13 protein-coding genes are annotated in these 14,830 nt (G+C 70.8%); 6 read left to right on the top strand and 7 right to left on the bottom strand.

The genetic code is table 11. The features are described from left to right. Positions 1–6 precede the first annotated feature (6 nt). Together H9L17_RS13515 and H9L17_RS13510 are read right to left on the bottom strand one after the other, a co-directional pair. A complete protein-coding gene (locus H9L17_RS13515) occupies positions 7–2,043 on the bottom strand; it encodes a tetratricopeptide repeat-containing sulfotransferase family protein (RefSeq protein WP_187569940.1) in 2,037 nt (678 codons plus the stop codon). A gap of 25 nt (positions 2,044–2,068) precedes the next feature. Beyond that, positions 2,069–2,455 carry a GFA family protein gene (locus tag H9L17_RS13510; RefSeq protein ID WP_223158060.1) on the bottom strand — a complete coding sequence of 129 codons (387 nt, stop codon included), beginning with the start codon at positions 2,453–2,455 and terminating at the stop codon, positions 2,069–2,071. Positions 2,456–2,531: 76 nt separating this feature from the next. Between H9L17_RS13510 and H9L17_RS13505 the strand changes: the two genes are divergently transcribed. The 3 genes from H9L17_RS13505 to H9L17_RS13495 are packed head-to-tail and all read left to right on the top strand — an operon-like array spanning position 2,532 to position 6,272. Further along, positions 2,532–4,721, top strand: a complete 2,190-nt coding sequence (locus H9L17_RS13505; RefSeq protein ID WP_187569939.1) for a M1 family metallopeptidase — start codon at positions 2,532–2,534, stop codon at positions 4,719–4,721. A gap of 14 nt (positions 4,722–4,735) precedes the next feature. Next, positions 4,736–5,626 carry a hypothetical protein gene (locus H9L17_RS13500; RefSeq protein WP_187569938.1) on the top strand — a complete coding sequence of 297 codons (891 nt, stop codon included), beginning with the start codon at positions 4,736–4,738 and terminating at the stop codon, positions 5,624–5,626. 55 nt (positions 5,627–5,681) lie between these two features. After that, positions 5,682–6,272, top strand: coding sequence for a response regulator (locus tag H9L17_RS13495; protein ID WP_246455095.1), 591 nt, complete (start codon positions 5,682–5,684; stop codon positions 6,270–6,272). A gap of 64 nt (positions 6,273–6,336) precedes the next feature. Here H9L17_RS13495 and H9L17_RS13490 read toward each other — a convergent pair whose 3' ends face one another. Next, on the bottom strand, positions 6,337–7,026 hold the full coding sequence (locus H9L17_RS13490) for a glycine zipper 2TM domain-containing protein (RefSeq protein WP_187569937.1): 690 nt from the start codon (positions 7,024–7,026) through the stop codon (positions 6,337–6,339). A 271-nt stretch (positions 7,027–7,297) separates the two neighbouring features. Between H9L17_RS13490 and fusA the strand changes: the two genes are divergently transcribed. Together fusA and H9L17_RS13480 are read left to right on the top strand one after the other, a co-directional pair. Beyond that, positions 7,298–9,346, top strand: a complete 2,049-nt coding sequence (gene fusA, locus H9L17_RS13485) for an elongation factor G (RefSeq protein ID WP_187569936.1) — start codon at positions 7,298–7,300, stop codon at positions 9,344–9,346. Between the two features lie 66 nt (positions 9,347–9,412). Further along, a complete protein-coding gene (locus H9L17_RS13480; RefSeq protein ID WP_187569935.1) occupies positions 9,413–10,027 on the top strand; it encodes a hypothetical protein in 615 nt (204 codons plus the stop codon). Positions 10,028–10,042: 15 nt separating this feature from the next. Here the strand turns inward: H9L17_RS13480 and H9L17_RS13475 are convergent, their stop codons facing one another. The 3 genes from H9L17_RS13475 to H9L17_RS13465 form a co-directional block, all read right to left on the bottom strand. After that, positions 10,043–12,313 carry a DUF5916 domain-containing protein gene (locus H9L17_RS13475; RefSeq protein ID WP_187569934.1) on the bottom strand — a complete coding sequence of 757 codons (2,271 nt, stop codon included), beginning with the start codon at positions 12,311–12,313 and terminating at the stop codon, positions 10,043–10,045. A gap of 57 nt (positions 12,314–12,370) precedes the next feature. Then, positions 12,371–13,321, bottom strand: a complete 951-nt coding sequence (locus H9L17_RS13470) for a hypothetical protein (protein WP_187569933.1) — start codon at positions 13,319–13,321, stop codon at positions 12,371–12,373. 94 nt (positions 13,322–13,415) lie between these two features. Then, positions 13,416–13,880 carry an SET domain-containing protein gene (locus H9L17_RS13465; RefSeq protein ID WP_187569932.1) on the bottom strand — a complete coding sequence of 155 codons (465 nt, stop codon included), beginning with the start codon at positions 13,878–13,880 and terminating at the stop codon, positions 13,416–13,418. Positions 13,881–14,001: 121 nt separating this feature from the next. Between H9L17_RS13465 and H9L17_RS13460 the strand changes: the two genes are divergently transcribed. Then, positions 14,002–14,523, top strand: coding sequence for a c-type cytochrome (locus H9L17_RS13460; RefSeq protein WP_187569931.1), 522 nt, complete (start codon positions 14,002–14,004; stop codon positions 14,521–14,523). A gap of 16 nt (positions 14,524–14,539) precedes the next feature. On the opposite strand, the gene H9L17_RS13455 is transcribed toward H9L17_RS13460, so the two are convergent. After that, a complete protein-coding gene (locus H9L17_RS13455) occupies positions 14,540–14,794 on the bottom strand; it encodes a hypothetical protein (RefSeq protein WP_187569930.1) in 255 nt (84 codons plus the stop codon). Between the last annotated feature and the right edge of the window lie 36 nt (positions 14,795–14,830).

Genomic DNA, 14,830 nt, shown 5'->3' with positions numbered 1-14,830 from the left:
GCGCGCTCAGCGCCGGGCCGGCAATTCCTCCGGCGGCGGCACCGCCGGATAACGCTCCAGCACCGGCCCCAGCGCCTCCTCGAGCGGGCCCAGCCACGGCGCGAAGCGCCGCCACTGGTCCACCCCCTCGCGGTAGATCGGCCTGCGCACCTGTTCGGAACTCGCCGTGCGCACCGCGCGGCGGTTCTCGAAGAAGCGCAGGCAGCGTTCGTCGAAGTCGAGGCCGCAGTAGGCCAGCAGCGCGCGCACCTGCGCCTCGGTGTCGGCCACCATGTCCTCGTAGATCACCCGGTGCACCCGCCCCGGCAGCACCTCGTCGAAATGCGCCATCAGCGCGACGTAGTCGGCGTAGTAGCCGCCCATGTCGGCCAAGCCGTAGCTGAAGGCCTGGCCGCGCGCGAAGTGCTGCTTGAAGTTGGAGAAGCAGCAGGCCAGCGGATGCCGGCGCGCGTCGACGATCTTCGCGTTCGGCAGGATCGCGTGGATCAGGCCGACGTGGGCGAAGTTGTTCGGCATCTTGTCGATGAACAGCGGCCGGCCCTCGCGGCGGTGCGCCTGCGCGCGGCGCAGGTAGTCCTCGCCGAGCGCGGCCAGTTCCGCGCGGTCCAGCCCGGCCAGCACGTCGTGGTACGAGGTAGTTTCCGGGTTGCCCTCGCGCTGGCGCAGCTCGCGGGTGATGGCGATCAGCGACGGCAGCTCCATCGTCCCTTCCACCTGCGGGTGGCTGGACAGGATCTGCTCGATCAGGGTCGAGCCGGCGCGCGGCATGCCGACCACGAAGATCGGATCGGGCGCGGGGCAGCCGGCGCCGGCGCGTTCGGCGAAGAACGCGCGGGTGTAGGTGCGGATCGCGCGGCGGGTGCGCTCGCGGCCCAGCGCGGCGTCGTAGGGCAATTGCCGGCGCCGCAGCGCGTTGCCGCGCGCGTAGTGGGCGAACGCGTCGGCGTCCTCGCCGGCGTCCTCCAGTGCCTTGCCGAGCGCGAACTCGAAGTGCAGGCGGGCGTCGTCGTCGAGGTCGCCGCGCCGCAGCTGCGCGCGCATCGCCTCGATGTCGGCGGCGTCGAAGCGCACCGTCTTGAGGTTGGCCAGGCTCCACCACGCGCCGCCGAAGCCGGGCTTCAGCGCGATGGCGCGGCGGTAGGCGGCCACCGCGTCGTCGGTGCGGTTGGCGGTCTTGAGCGCGTGGCCGTAGCCCAGCCAGACCTGCCACTGCTCCGGCGTGCGCGCCAGCACGGCCTCGTAGGTGGCGATGGCGCCGTCGAAGTCGCCCAGCTTGCCCAGCACCACCGCGCGCATGTTGCGCAGCGGCGGGTCGCCCGGCGCGCGTTCCAGCAGCGCGTCGATCTCGGCCAGCGCCTCGGCATGGCGGTTGCCGCGGTTGAGCACGGCGGCGTAGTTGCGGCGCGCGGCGTCGAAGCCGGGCGCGCGCTCCAGCGCGTGTTCGAGCAGCAGCGCCGCTTCCTCGTTGCGGCCCAGCCGCGCCGCCAGCTCGGCCAGCATGCGCAGCGCCGCCACGTCGAAGGGCTGGCGCGCCAGCCGCGCGCGCAGGCGGGTTTCCGCGTCGGGCAGTTCGCCGCGCGCCAGCGCGTCGGCGGCGGCCAGCAGTTCCGGATCGTGCGCGCTGTGGCGCACGTGCTGGAGATAGGCGGCGTCCGCGCCGTCCTCGTCGCCGGCGGCGAAGCGCAGGTCGGCCAGCGCCAGCCACGCGCCGGACAGGCCGGGCTGCAAGGCGACGGCACGCTCCAGGCAGGGCATCGCCTCCACCCGCCGGCCGGCGCCGATGCGCGCGCGCGCCAGTTCCAGCCAGGTCTTGGCCGAGCGCGGCTGCCCGCGCGACAGCGGATCGAGGATGGCCTCGGCGCGGGCGAAGTCGCCCTGTGCGTTCGCGGCCATGCCCAGCAGCAGTTCGGCGCCCGGATGGCCGGGCGCGGCGGCGAGGATTTCGTGCGCCTGCTCGGCGGCCAGCGCGGGCTGCGCGTCCAGCAGGCGCAGGGCGTGGGCCAGTGCGGCCTCGATGCTGGCGGTGCGGGGCTGGGCGCTCATCGTTGCGGTGCCGTCCCCGTCGCGCTCACATGCTGGCGCCGTCGAACGGCACGATCTTCAGCGAAGCCAGGTCCAGGTCCGGCAGGCAGCGCAGGTTGACCGCCACCATTGGTTCCCCGCTCTTCGGATCGACGCCCTCGCTGTACGGCGCCACCCCGCACACCGGGCAGAAGTGGTGGCGGATCGCATGGGTGTTGAAGGTGTAGGTCGACACCTCGGCTTCCGGCGTGCGCAGCACCAGCGCCTCGCGCGGAAAGAACGCCAGCAGGCCGCCGCGCCGCCGGCACAGCGAGCAGTTGCAGTCGATCCCCATCTCCACCGCGCCGTCCAGCGTAAACGCGATCCCGCCGCAGTGGCAGCTTCCCCCGTAGGTGGCCATCGTTCGTCCCTCCTCGACCGTGACGATCGGCATGTTGCCACGTCCCTGCGCTTCGCACACCGTTGCGGTATTTTCTGTCCGCCTTTCCATCGCCCTTTCCGGAGACACCATGCACAGCCACCGGGTCGCAGTCGCCCTGTCCTCCTTGCTCGCGCTGTCATCGGTTCCCGCACTCGCCAAGACACCCGCCAACGTCGCCGCTCCGGCCGCCGGCTGCGCCGCCATCCCGCTGGCCGCCGCCGATGCCGGCGCGGTGCGCACGGCCAGCGCAGCCGACGCCTGGGGCGGCGCGCGCACCGGCCAGGGCACGCTGTCCGACCGGGTGGTGGCCTACTCCATCGACGCCGAGCTCGACCCGGTCAAGCACACCATCGCCGGCAAGCAGAAGCTGACCTGGCGCAACCGCAGCGCGCAACCGGTGTGCAGCGTGTACGTGCACCTGTACCTCAACGGCTTCGACGGCCCCGGCAGCACCTTCATGACCGAGCAGCGGGCCAGCAGCAGCGGCTTCCGCAGCAACGTCGCCACCAGGGACGGCGAATACGGCTACATCCGCCTGGACAAGGTGCGGCAGAACGGCGCGGCGGCGACCTGGACCTTCGTGCAGCCGGACGACGGCCCGAAAACCGACCGCAGCGTGGTCCGCATCGACCTGCCGCAGCCGGTGGCGCCCGGCGCGTCCACCACGCTGGACATCGACTTCTTCGACCAGCTGCCGCGCGTGGTCGCGCGCACCGGCTACTACGGCAGCTTCCACCTGGTCGGCCAGTGGTTCCCGAAGATCGGCGTGCTGGAGTTGCCGGGCGAACGCGGCGCCACCGCGCCGCGCTGGAACGCCCACGAGTTCCACCTGCACAGCGAGTTCTACGCCGACTACGGCAGCTACGACGTGCGCATCACCGTGCCGAAGGACTACACCGTCGGCGCCACCGGCCAGCTGGCCGGCGCGCCGGTCGAGAAGGCCGGCAAGACCACCCATCGCTACCTGCAGGACGACGTCCACGACTTCGCCTGGACCGCCGACAAGCGCTACGCCAAGCCGCTGGTGAAGACCTGGAACGGCCCGAACGGCCCGGTCGAGGTCAAGGTGCTGTACCACCCGGAATACGCCAGCAACGCCGAGCCGGTCGCGCAGGCCACCATCGATTCGCTGGCCTATTTCTCGAAGACGCTGGGCGCCTACCCGTACAGGACCGCGACCGCGGTGGTGCCGCCCTACGGCGCCGACGAGGCCGGCGGCATGGAGTACCCGACCTTCTTCACCGCCGACAGCACCGACATGGTGGAGCCCGGCAGCGTCGGCCGCTTCGCGCTGGACTTCGTCACCGTGCACGAGTTCGGCCACGGCTACTTCTACGGCATCCTCGGCTCCAACGAGTTCGAGGAGCCGATGCTCGACGAGGGCATGAACGAGTACTGGGACCAGCGGATGATGACCTCGCGCAAGCAGGACATCGTGCTGACCCGGCCGTGGCTGAAGGCGCTGGGCATCGGCACCCGCATCACCCCGTTCGAGATGGAGCGCCTCGGCGCCAGCCTGGGCGATCCGGCCGACCCGCTCGGCCGCAACTCGTGGGCGCGCCTGTCCAGCGGCAGCTACAACACCGTCTACACGCGCACCGCCACCGCGATGCGGCAGATCGAGGCGCTGGTGGGCACGCCCGCGATGGAGCGGGCGATGAAGCTGTACTACGAGCGCTGGAAGTTCCGCCATCCCTCGCTGGCCGACCTGCGCGACGCGCTGGCCGAAGGCACCGGCAAGCCCGACATCGTGAACGGCGCGTTCGACGCCTACATCTACGGCACCGGCCGCACCGACGACCGCATCGAACGCCTGTCCAGCGACGAAGTGCTGCCGCTGCCCGGCTACCACGCGTACAAGGGCAAGCAGGTGCTGGTGGGCAGCAAGGCCATCGATGCGGCCATCGAGAAGCACCGCAAGGCGTGGAAGGCCAAGCACCCGGACGCGAAGGACGGCCAGGGCGCGTTCCCCTACCGCACCGTGGTGGTGGTGCGCCGCGACGCGGCCAAGCCGCCGCAGGTGCTGCGGATCAACTTCGCCGACGGCAGCCACCGCGACTTCCCGGTGACTTCGCAGGAAAGCTGGCAGCGCTTCGTGGTGACCGCGCGTTCCAAGGCGACCTCGGCCCAGCTCGATCCGGACGGCCTGCTGCGGATGGACGCCAACAAGCTCAACGACAGCCGCACGCTGGAATCGCAGCCCGCGGCCGCGCGCCGCTGGTTCGGCGACTTCGCGACGCTGCTGCATTCCTTCTTCGCCCTGCTGGCCACCCTCTGATTAGGCGCGCCCCGATGAACACGACGAATCGCCCGCTCCGCGCCCGCAACGCCGTTCCCCGCGCCCTCGCCGGCGCCCTGCAGTGGCGCCTGCTGCTGGTCTGGATCATCGCCACCCTGCTCTGCGGGCTGCTCGGCGCGCTGCCGGTCTGGAACTGGCTGGCCGGCGTGCTCAACCACTCGCTGCAAGCGCAGGTCGTCGCCGACGGCAAGGCGCCGGCACTGATGGTGGAAGCGCTGATGGCCCACGAATCGCCGCTGGCGGTGCTGACCGAAAGCGTCTGGGCCAGCGGCATCCTGATGCTGCTGCTCTCGCCGCTGCTGGCCGGCGCCACCGTGGCCGCCGCGCGCAGCCGCGCCCCGCTCGGCTTCGGCGATCTGCTGCGCGGCGGCATCGGCGAATACGGCCCGATGCTGCGCCTGCTGCTGTGGTCGGCGATCCCGCTTGGCGTGGCGGCGATGGTGATGGCCGGCGCGGTCGGCGCCAACGAGAAGATGCACGAGCACGCCATCCTCGCCGCCGACGTCGACCGCGGGCGCGACATCGCGCTGGCCGTGGGCGGCCTGCTGCTGGTGCTGGCCCATGCCGGCGTCGAGGCCGGGCGCGGCTGGCTGGCCGCCGACGCGCGCCTGCGCTCGGCGCTCAAGGCCTGGTGGCGCGGGATGAAGCTGCTGTGCCGGCGCCCGCTGGCGGTGCTGTCCGCCTACCTGGTGCCGACCGTGTGCAGCCTGCTGCTGGCCTTGGCCATCGTGGCGCTGCGCCAGCGCATCGGCGCCGGCGGGGTCGGCGGCTTCCTGCTGACGATGCTGCTGGGCTGCGCCATCGCCGGTTCGCTGGCCTGGGGCAAGGCGGCGCGGCTGTTCGCCTTCCGCGCGCTGGCCGAGGACGCGCACGCCCGGCGCTGATCCCGCCCGTCCACGTTAAGATGCGCCCCGGGGTCACAACCGGGGACATCGACGCGTGGGCTTTTTCGACCTGTTCAAACGCAAGCGCCAGGACGGCGCGCCGGCGGCCGCGCGCGCCGCCGAAGTCAGGCATGCGCCGGCGGCCGTTTCCTCCGCGCCGGCCGCCGCCGACGATGCCGACCCGCACGGCGGTCCGGAGCGGCGCGAGCGCGAGCGCCACAGCGCCCGCCCCGGCACCCGCGTGCTGGTGATCGACGACTCGCCGACCATCGTCGCCCTGCTCAAGCGCATGCTCCAGCAGAACCACTTCGACGTGCTGGTGGCCTACGACGGCGAAAGCGGGCTGGAGATCGCCCGCCGCGAGCGGCCCGACCTGATCTTCCTGGACATCGTGCTGCCCGGCATCGACGGCTTCAGCGCCCTGCGCAAGCTGCGCCGCGACCCGGTCACCAAGGACATCCCGATCGTGATGATCAGCGGCAACGCGCAGGCCACCGAGCAGTTCTACGTGCAGCGCATCGGCGCCGACGACTTCATGAAGAAGCCCTTCTCGCGCGCGGAAGTGTTCAACCGCATCGAGCAGCTGCTGGACGAGGACGGCATCCCGCGCCACGCCAACCGCGCCGCGAGCCCGGCGACCGCCTGAGTTCCGGAGCGTCCCGAAACGACGAAGGGGCCGACCGGCCCCTTCGCTGCATCCGTCCCGCCGCTTACTGCGGCATCACCTCGACGCGCACGCGGATGCGGTCGCCCGGGTGGTAGTCCATGCGCCGGGTGTAGCGGCGGCCGTTGTATTCGTAGGTCACGTCGTAGGCGCTGGCGTCGCCGCCGGAATAGCCGGCATAGCCGCCGCGCACCGGCTCGGGATCGCAGACGCGCACGGTCGTCGGCCGCTCGTAGCGGGTGCGCTGGCTCTGGTCGTAGATCTCGCGCCCGGCGATGCCGCCGACCATCGAGCCCACCGTGGTCGCGGCGAACCGGCCGCTGCCGCCGCCGACGTGGCTGCCCAGCACCGCGCCGATGACGCCGCCGGCGATGGTCGCCATCGAGCGGCTGGCGTTGTCGCCGTAGGGGCGGCGGCCGTAGCCGTCGTCGTAGCGGCCGCTGCGGGCGTAGTACCCGTCGTCCCGGTAGCCGCCCGCGGTGGTGGTCTCGTAGCAGCGGCGGCTGTCGCCGGCAACCGTGCGGTAGCCGCCCTCCAGCACCGGATCGACGCGGATCACCCGCGCGTCGTCGTAATAGGCCTCGCCGTCGCCGCCGGTGCGGTAGCTTTCGCTGTAACCGTCGTCGTAGCGACCGTCGTACGGCGCGTCGTAGCGGTCGTAGCCGGACTGGGCGAACGCGGCGGTGCTGCCGGCGGCAAGGCCGAGGGCGAGCAGGCTGGCGATGAGACGCTTCATGGTGGATCCCCGTCGCCGGGAACGAAGGAGGCCGGCGTGGTTCGCACACTGCGGCCGGCCGCTTGACGCGAGGCTGAATGCCGCCCGCCCCCGCCGGCGGCGTTCAGCGCGCCGCCAGCCTGCCCGTCCGCGCCGCGCCTGCTGCGCTTCCGCCCCGGCTGCGCTAAGGTGGAGGCCCGCCATGACCGCCCGCCGAGCGCCCAACGCTCCGGCGCGAAGCGCGGACAGCCATGACGCCACGTCCATTCGCACGCGAAGGAGGAACGGGCTCATGTCCTACAGCACACAGCAGATCCGCAACGTGGCCCTGGCGGGCCACCCCGGCGCCGGCAAAACCACCCTGTTCGAAGCCCTGCTGCATGCCGGTGGCGCACTCCAGACGGCAGGCAGCGTCGAACGCGGCAGCACCGTGTCCGACTTCGATCCGCTCGAAAGGGAACGCGGCCACTCCATCGACGCCGCCATCGCCAGCGTGGACCGCGCCGGCCTGCACCTCAACCTGCTCGACACCCCCGGCTATCCCGACTTCCGCGGCCCGGCGCTGGCCGCGCTGGCGGCGGTGGAAACCGTGGCGGTAATGGTCGACGCCGACGCCGGCATCGCCCACGGCACCCGCCGGATGATGGAGTACGCGAAACAGCGCGGCCTGTGCCGGGTGCTGGTGGTCAACAAGATCGACCACGCAGGCCACGACCTCGCCGCGCTGGTGGAGGCGCTGCGCGCCGAGTTCGGCCCGGAGGCGCTGCCGGTCAACCTGCCCGCCGACGGCGGCGCGCGGGTCGTCGACTGCTTCGGCAGCCGCGAAGGCGACAGCGATCTCGGCCCGGTCGCCGGCTGGCACCAGCAGACCATCGACCAGGTGGTCGAGATCAACGAGACGGTGATGGATCACTACCTCGACCTCGGCGAGGACGGCCTGTCCGGGCAGGAGCTGCACGACGCCTTCGAACAGTGCCTGCGCGAAGGCCACCTGGTGCCGATCTGCTTCGTCTCCGCGCGCAGCGGCGCCGGCGTGAAGGAACTGCTGGACATCGCCGAGAAGCTGCTCCCGCATCCGGGCGAGGCCAACCCGCCGCCGTTCGTGAAGGGGACGGGCGGCGACGCGCAGCCGATCGAGGCCAGGCCCGATCCCGCCGCGCACGTCATCGCCGACGTGTTCAAGATCGTCAACGATCCCTTCGTCGGCAAGCTCGGCATCTTCCGCGTCCACCAGGGCACGGTGAAGAAGGACATGCAGCTGTTCGTGGACGACGGCCGCAAGCCGTTCAAGGTGGCCCACCTGTTCCGGCTCAAGGGCAAGGAGCACGTCGAAATCGCGCAGGCCATCCCCGGCGACATCGCCGCGGTAGCGAAGATCGACGAGCTGCACTTCGACGCGGTGCTGCACGATTCGCACGACGAGGACCAGATCCACCTGGCGCCGATGGCGTTCCCGAAGCCGATGTTCGGGCTGGCGGTGGAGCCGGCCAGCAAAGGCCAGGAACAGAAGCTGGCGACCGCGCTGGGCAAGCTGGCCGAGGAAGACCCGGCCTTCGCCGTCGAGCACAACGGCGAGACCAACGAGACGGTGATCCGCGGCCTGTCCGACCTGCACCTGCGGGTGATGCTGCAACGGCTGAAGGAGCGCCACGGCGTCGAGGTGAAGACCCACCCGCCGCGCATCGCCTACCGCGAGACCATCGCCAACAAGGCCGACGGCCATCATCGCCACAAGAAGCAGACCGGCGGCGCCGGCCAGTTCGGCGAGGTGTTCCTGCGCATCGAACCGCTGCCGCGCGGCGCCGGCTTCGAGTTCGTGGACGAGGTCAAGGGCGGCACCATCCCCGGCCAGTTCCTGCCGGCGGTGGAGAAAGGCGTGCGCCAGGTGCTGGCCGGCGGCGCGGTGGCCGGCTACCCGATGCAGGACGTGCGCGTGGTGGTCTACGACGGCAAGCATCATCCGGTGGACAGCAAGGAAGTGGCGTTCGTCGCCGCCGGCAAGCGGGCCTTCCTCGATGCGATCTCGAAGGCGCAGCCGCAGGTGCTGGAACCGATCGTGGATCTGGAAGTGAGCGCGCCGGAGCAGCACATGGGCGACGTCAGCGGCGGCCTGGCCTCCAAGCGCGCGCGGATCAGCGGCACCGACGCGCCGCGCGGCGGCGAGATCGTGATCCGCGCGCAGGTGCCGCTGTCGGAGCTAGAGGGCTATGCGGCGGAGCTGAAATCCTCCACCGCTGGGCGCGGCCGCTACGCGCTGGACTTCAGCCACTACGAGCCGGTGCCCGCGCAGGTGCAGAAGAAACTGGCGGAGGCGTACAAGCCGCACCACGACGAGGATTGAGCCCTTCGTCGCGGACGGTTTCACGGATGCGCGCTATCGTGTGCGCATCCGCTTCCGGACCACGCCATGCACCGCTTCCGCTTCCTGATCGCCCTGTCGCTGGCCGTCCTGCTCGTCGCCTGCGGCGGCCGCAAGCCCGCCGGCACCGATGTCACCGCCGCCGGCGAGGAAAGCCTGCCAAAACCCGACGCGGCCGGCGGCTCGGTGACCGGCATGCCCGCGCCCGGCGCATCCACGCCCGACCCAGGCCGCGTCGACGATCCCGAACCCGCGCAGGCTGCGGAAGCCGGCGACACAGCGCAAGCCACCGCCGACGCGTCCGCCGCACAGGCCGAGCCCGGCGCCGAAGCCGCGGTGGCGGTGCTGCGCGACTACTACGCCGCCATCAACGCCCGCGACTTCGCCCGCGCCTACGCGCTGTGGCGGCAGAACCCGCAGACGCCGGCGCAGTTCGCCGACGGCTTCGCCGGCACCACCGGCGTCAGCGTCGAGATCGGCGCACCCGGCCCGGTCGATGCCGGCGCCGGCCAGCGCTACATCGAAATCCCGGTGCGGCTGGACGCCACCCAGGCCGACGGCCGCATCGACCGCTACGCCGGCCGCTACGTCCTGCACCGCAGCGTGGTCGAAGGCGGCAACCCGGACTGGCGGATCGAGCGGGCGACGCTGGCGAAGCAGTGAGCCGCGCGGCCCGCGCTACAGCTCGAAGCGGTAGGTGAACTTCACCACCAGCTGCTCGGCGTCGCGCAGCGAGAACGCATCGCCCAGCAGGCGTTCCGATGGCTGCCAGTATTCGTTGAACATGTCGCCGCCGCGGCCGTAGACGACGTAGACGTAGGACAGCGGCGCCAGCTCGTAGCGGTAGCGGATCTGGAAGCCGAGGTTGCGCAGGCTGAAGTCGCCCACCGGCGCGGCGCTGGCCAGCACGCCGCCGTCCGGCTGCGCGTCCCAGCCCTGCCGCGCGCGCGCTTCCAGCCCCAGCGCCTGCAGCTTGACCCGCAGCTCCTGGCGATCGTCGATGTTCCAGTTGATCGCGCCGTCGAGCTGCACCGAGCGCTCGTCGTATTCGCCCACCGTGTTGCCGCCCTGCCAGACCATCCAGTCGGCGACGTGCTCGGCGCTGAGATCGAGGGTGAAGCTCAGCGCGTCGCTGGCGAACCAGGTCGGCGCGACGCCGGCCGACCAGCCGATCCGGTGGTTGCCCGCCAGCCCGCCGCTCATCACGTCGGTGTAGGCGTCGAAAGCCCAGGCGCCCTTGCGCGGGCGCGAGAACTCGAAGTGCGAATTGAAGTTCGCCGGCATCCGCAGCGGATTGCGCCCGCGGGTGATGCGGTCATCGAAGCCCGCGCTGTTGACGTTGATCTGGCCGTACAGGTTGCTGCCGTCGCGCAGCTGGCTCTGTCGGCTCAGGCGGAACTGCCGCTGCAGCGCCATCCCGTGGTCGTTGTCGGTGAAGCTGACCCGCGCGCGCCAGTCGTGCGAGGCGAACGCGGAGTCCGCCGGCAGGTCGGTGATCCGCTTCGACACCTGGTAGTGGCCGTAGTTGAGGTTGTTGCGCGACAGGTAGCCGAAGTCGTTGATCTCCAGGCTGTCGCCGAAGTGCATCGCCATGTACTGCTGGCGCCAGCCGCGCTCCATCTCGTAGTCGGCCCAGACGGTGGCGCCGCTGCCGCGCGTTTCCTGCCCGGCCTGCTCGATGTCGCTGGCGATCAAGCGGGTGCGCACCGTCCAGCGCGCGCTCGGCCGCCAGTCGTGGTCGACGCCGAGCACGTTCGCCGTGCGGTCCAGGTACGGATGCTCGACCTGGGTCAGCATCACGCCGACGTTCTGCTGGCTGAAGTCGTGCACCAGCCGCAGCGCGCGGAACGAGCGCCCGACCGGGTCGCCCTCCTCCGCCAGGAACATGCCGTACTTGGTGGAGCCCACGTTGCCGTTGAACTTGAGCGCGGCGGTGATGTCGCCGGGACCGCTGCCGTCGTCGTTCGGGCCGCCGACGCGGCGGGTGTACAGCAACTGGCTGAAGTCCGAAGGCGTGGTGAAGTCGAACAGGCCCTGGTTCTCGGTGAAGAACGGGCGTTTGTCGCTGTAGAAGGTTTCGTTGGCGCCGAAGTTGACCACCAGGTCGTCGCTTTCGACCTGGCCGAAGTCCGGGTTGATGGTGGCGGTCAACTGGAACTGGCCGTTCGGCTTCCAGAAGATGTCGGCGCCACCGTCGAACGTGCTGTCGTGGCGCACGTTGTCGTACAGGCCGGAGGCGTAGGGCGTGATCGCCAGCAGCGCGGTGTTGTAGGCCGGCACCTCGATCGGCGCGAAGTCGGACAGGAAGCGCGGGCGCTCGAAGCTGGCCTGCGGCCAGGCCATACGCTCGCCGGTGGCGCCGACCACGCGGTCGAGATAGATGCGGAACGCGCGCTTGCCGTCCGCGCCCTTGGCCATCGGCGCGATGTACCAGGGGATCAGCATTTCCGCCGACCAGCCCTCCGCGTCGCTGCTGGCGGCGTGCTGCCAGTTGCCGTCCCAGTCGGTGCTGAACTGCGACTGGTTGGTGATGACCGCGTCGTTGATGCCGTTGCTGGCGCTGACCATGAAGTTGTAGCCGGTGCGGCCGTCGCCTTCGAAGTCGACCATCAGGTTGACGCGGTCGACCTGCGCCTGCTCGTCGCGCTGGATCTTCTGCATCGTGCGCGGCACGCCGACCGGCTGCACCGCGCGGAAGGCGACCGCCAGGCCTTCCGGCGTCGCCATGACCCAGGCCTCGGTCGGCAGCGAGCCGGGCGCGCCGGTCAGCGGCTGGGTGTCGCGGAAATCGGTGATGTGGCGCGCGCCCTGCCATTCGGCCGGATCGATCACGCCGTCGATCTTGATCTTCGCGTTCGCGGCCGGCGCGGGCGCATCGTCCGCGAACGCGGGCAGGTACAGGGCAAACAGCGAGGCGAACGCCAGAACGCGAAGAGGCTTGGAGGTCATCGAGGGAGACGGTGGAAGCAGGGCGGGCATGGAAGTGCGTGGGAAACGAGGCATCCGTCAGCTCCCTGGCGCGGGAACAGGCGGCACGCCCATGCCCGGCGGCGGCGGCACGTCGCTGCGGCGAAGCCACATGCGGCCGGCGGCGAGGTCCAGGGTCACGACCCAGTCCTTCAGGAACGGCATTCCCAGATTGCCATCGATATTCAACTCCGGGACGAAGGCCAAACCTTCCGCAACGATGCCGCCGCCCAGCGGAATGCGCGCCGGCTGCGGCCCCTCCTTCGCTGGATCCAGTCCGAACAGCGTCGCGTATTCCTTCGACACCAGCAGGGTTCCGCCGTTGCCGCTGTCTACTTCGAACCGGACGATGCCGTTCGGCGTCGGCACTTCCATTTCCACTGCCAGCGCCAGTCCCTGCGCCTCCCGCGACAGGCGCACCGGCATTTCACGCGCATCGGCAATGCGCCGTGCCGCGCTGGCCGGCGACTCGACGTACAGATGTCCGCCCGCGAAATCCAAGGTGATCGTCCGACCCGCGAATACGTCAAGCGCAAGCAGTCCATCGATCGGCGCCGCATCCGCCGCCATCAGCGGCGCGACCTGCATCACGCCCGCCACCGGCGCGACCAACGGGAATCCGTCCACCTCGAACCCGACGTCGTCGCAGCGCGCCATGTCCAATCGTTTGCCGGTCATGTTGTAGCCGCCCATGCGACCCCACGGCGTGCAGCCCACGCGCGCGGCGAACTCCGGCGAAACGACTGTGTGTCCGCCGGCAGTATCGAAGGAGAACAGGCCGCTCTTGCCGTTGGCGACCACGCGCACCGCAACGCTGCGGCGGTACGGCTCCAGCTTCAGCGTGGCAACAGGCTCCGTTGCGGCGGATGCCGCAACGCTGTCGGGAAGCGCCCCCGCGAATGCGGGGATCGACAGCAGCAAGAACGCGGGCAGTCCCCACATGCGCATAAACGACTCCGGATGCCGCGTCTCGGCGGCGAATGCGCGCACCTTAGCCGGCGGCCGCGCGCTCGCTAACTGGCGTTGGTCATGTAAACCTTCGACAGGGATCGCGCATCGCAGGAAGGCGGAGGATCGCCGGCGCTCAGCGCTTGGGCTTGAGCATCGTCCCGGTGCAGTCCTTCGCGCCGCAGCGGCAGGCCCAGATCTTCTTCAGCCGCGGCGTGTGGCGCTCGGCCAGGGTGATGCCGTAGTCGTAGGTCAGTTCCTCGCCGGGCTTGATGGCGCGGACCGACTCGATGAACACCCTGGAATTTTTCGGATCGGCCTCGTCCTCCACCATCACCGCCTCGCAGTTCGGCGCGCAGCTGTGGTTGATCCAGCGCGCGTCGTTGCCCTCGAAGTTGGCATCGATCACCCAGTCCTCGTTGAGGGTGAACAGGAAGGTGTGGCCGCTCTCGATGTCGCCGCTGTCGCCCGCGTCCACCTCCTCGTGGGTGCGGCGGCGGCCCTTGTATTCGATCAGGCGCTCGCCTTTCCGGATCGGCAGTGCGGCGAACACGCCGTTGCCGTGGATGGCGGACTTGCGGGTGGCGATCTTCTTGGGCATCGGTGCGGCGCGGCGTGGGGAGCGGCCATTGTGCCTAGCTGAACGGTTTCCGTCACCGCGTGGCCGGCGGACGATGGACGGCGCGTATTTCCCGCTGTCCGAATCCGCCGATCCCACTGCAATGTCTCCACGCCTTCTCCTCGCCGGCCTGCCGCTGGCCCTCCTCGCCGCCTGCACTGTGCCGGCCCAGACCTCCACCGACACGCCGGCCATCGCTGCCGCCAGCCCGGACGCCAACCTGTCCGCCCGCGGCGAATACCTGGCCCGCATAGCCGGTTGCAACGACTGCCACACGCCCGGCTACGGCGAGCGCGGCGGCGACGTGCCGAAGGACGCCTGGCTGACCGGCTCGCCGCTCGGCTTCAGCGGCCCGTGGGGCACCACCTACCCCGCCAACCTGCGCCTGAAGGCGGCGGAGATGGACGAAACCGGCTGGGTGCAATACACCGGCAACCTGCACACGCGCCCGCCGATGCCGGACTACAACGTGCGCGACATGACGCCGGAAGACCGCCGCGCGCTCTACCGCTTCCTGCGCACGCTCGGCCCCGGCGGCGGCAAGGCGCCGGACTACCTGCCGCCCGGCCAGACCCCGCCGCCGCCCTACATGCAGATGGTGCTGCCGCCGGCGCCCGCCGCCTGAGCGCGACGGCCCGGCGTCAGCGGAACAGGAACCAGCCCGCGCCGCCGCCCCACCACAGCGCCATGGCGATGCCGAACATCGCCCAGAACAGCTTCTTCGCACCGCGACCGACCCGCCACAGCACGAACACGGCCGCCGCGACCAGCAGCCAGCGCAGCAGGCGCGAGCGCTCCGCGCCCGGCGCGGCGGCGGCGGCGCGTTCGACCAGCTCGCCGACCTTGGCCTGCAAGGTGTCGGCGAAGACGGCATGGGGCTTGGTCTGGCTGTACATGACGATCTCCCGTGTCCGGAATGGACGCTGCCCATT

Origin of the sequence: Thermomonas brevis (assembly GCF_014395425.1) — a bacterium.
Lineage (GTDB): Bacteria > Pseudomonadota > Gammaproteobacteria > Xanthomonadales > Xanthomonadaceae > Thermomonas > Thermomonas brevis.
Note: the sequence above shows the minus strand (reverse complement) of the source record. Positions and strands in the feature narration are given on the sequence as shown.

What these genes read in the sequence shown, in the direction of transcription:
- fusA (WP_187569936.1), top strand. Translation starts at nt 7,298, where the DNA reads ATGTCCTACAGCACACAGCAGATCCGCAACGTGGCCCTGGCGGGCCAC.
- H9L17_RS13500 (WP_187569938.1), top strand. Translation starts at nt 4,736, where the DNA reads ATGAACACGACGAATCGCCCGCTCCGCGCCCGCAACGCCGTTCCCCGC.
- H9L17_RS13505 (WP_187569939.1), top strand. Translation starts at nt 2,532, where the DNA reads ATGCACAGCCACCGGGTCGCAGTCGCCCTGTCCTCCTTGCTCGCGCTG.
- H9L17_RS13465 (WP_187569932.1), bottom strand. Translation starts at nt 13,880, where the DNA reads ATGCCCAAGAAGATCGCCACCCGCAAGTCCGCCATCCACGGCAACGGC.
- H9L17_RS13480 (WP_187569935.1), top strand. Translation starts at nt 9,413, where the DNA reads ATGCACCGCTTCCGCTTCCTGATCGCCCTGTCGCTGGCCGTCCTGCTC.
- H9L17_RS13460 (WP_187569931.1), top strand. Translation starts at nt 14,002, where the DNA reads ATGTCTCCACGCCTTCTCCTCGCCGGCCTGCCGCTGGCCCTCCTCGCC.
- H9L17_RS13515 (WP_187569940.1), bottom strand. Translation starts at nt 2,043, where the DNA reads ATGAGCGCCCAGCCCCGCACCGCCAGCATCGAGGCCGCACTGGCCCAC.
- H9L17_RS13455 (WP_187569930.1), bottom strand. Translation starts at nt 14,794, where the DNA reads ATGTACAGCCAGACCAAGCCCCATGCCGTCTTCGCCGACACCTTGCAG.
- H9L17_RS13510 (WP_223158060.1), bottom strand. Translation starts at nt 2,455, where the DNA reads ATGCCGATCGTCACGGTCGAGGAGGGACGAACGATGGCCACCTACGGG.
- H9L17_RS13490 (WP_187569937.1), bottom strand. Translation starts at nt 7,026, where the DNA reads ATGAAGCGTCTCATCGCCAGCCTGCTCGCCCTCGGCCTTGCCGCCGGC.
- H9L17_RS13475 (WP_187569934.1), bottom strand. Translation starts at nt 12,313, where the DNA reads ATGACCTCCAAGCCTCTTCGCGTTCTGGCGTTCGCCTCGCTGTTTGCC.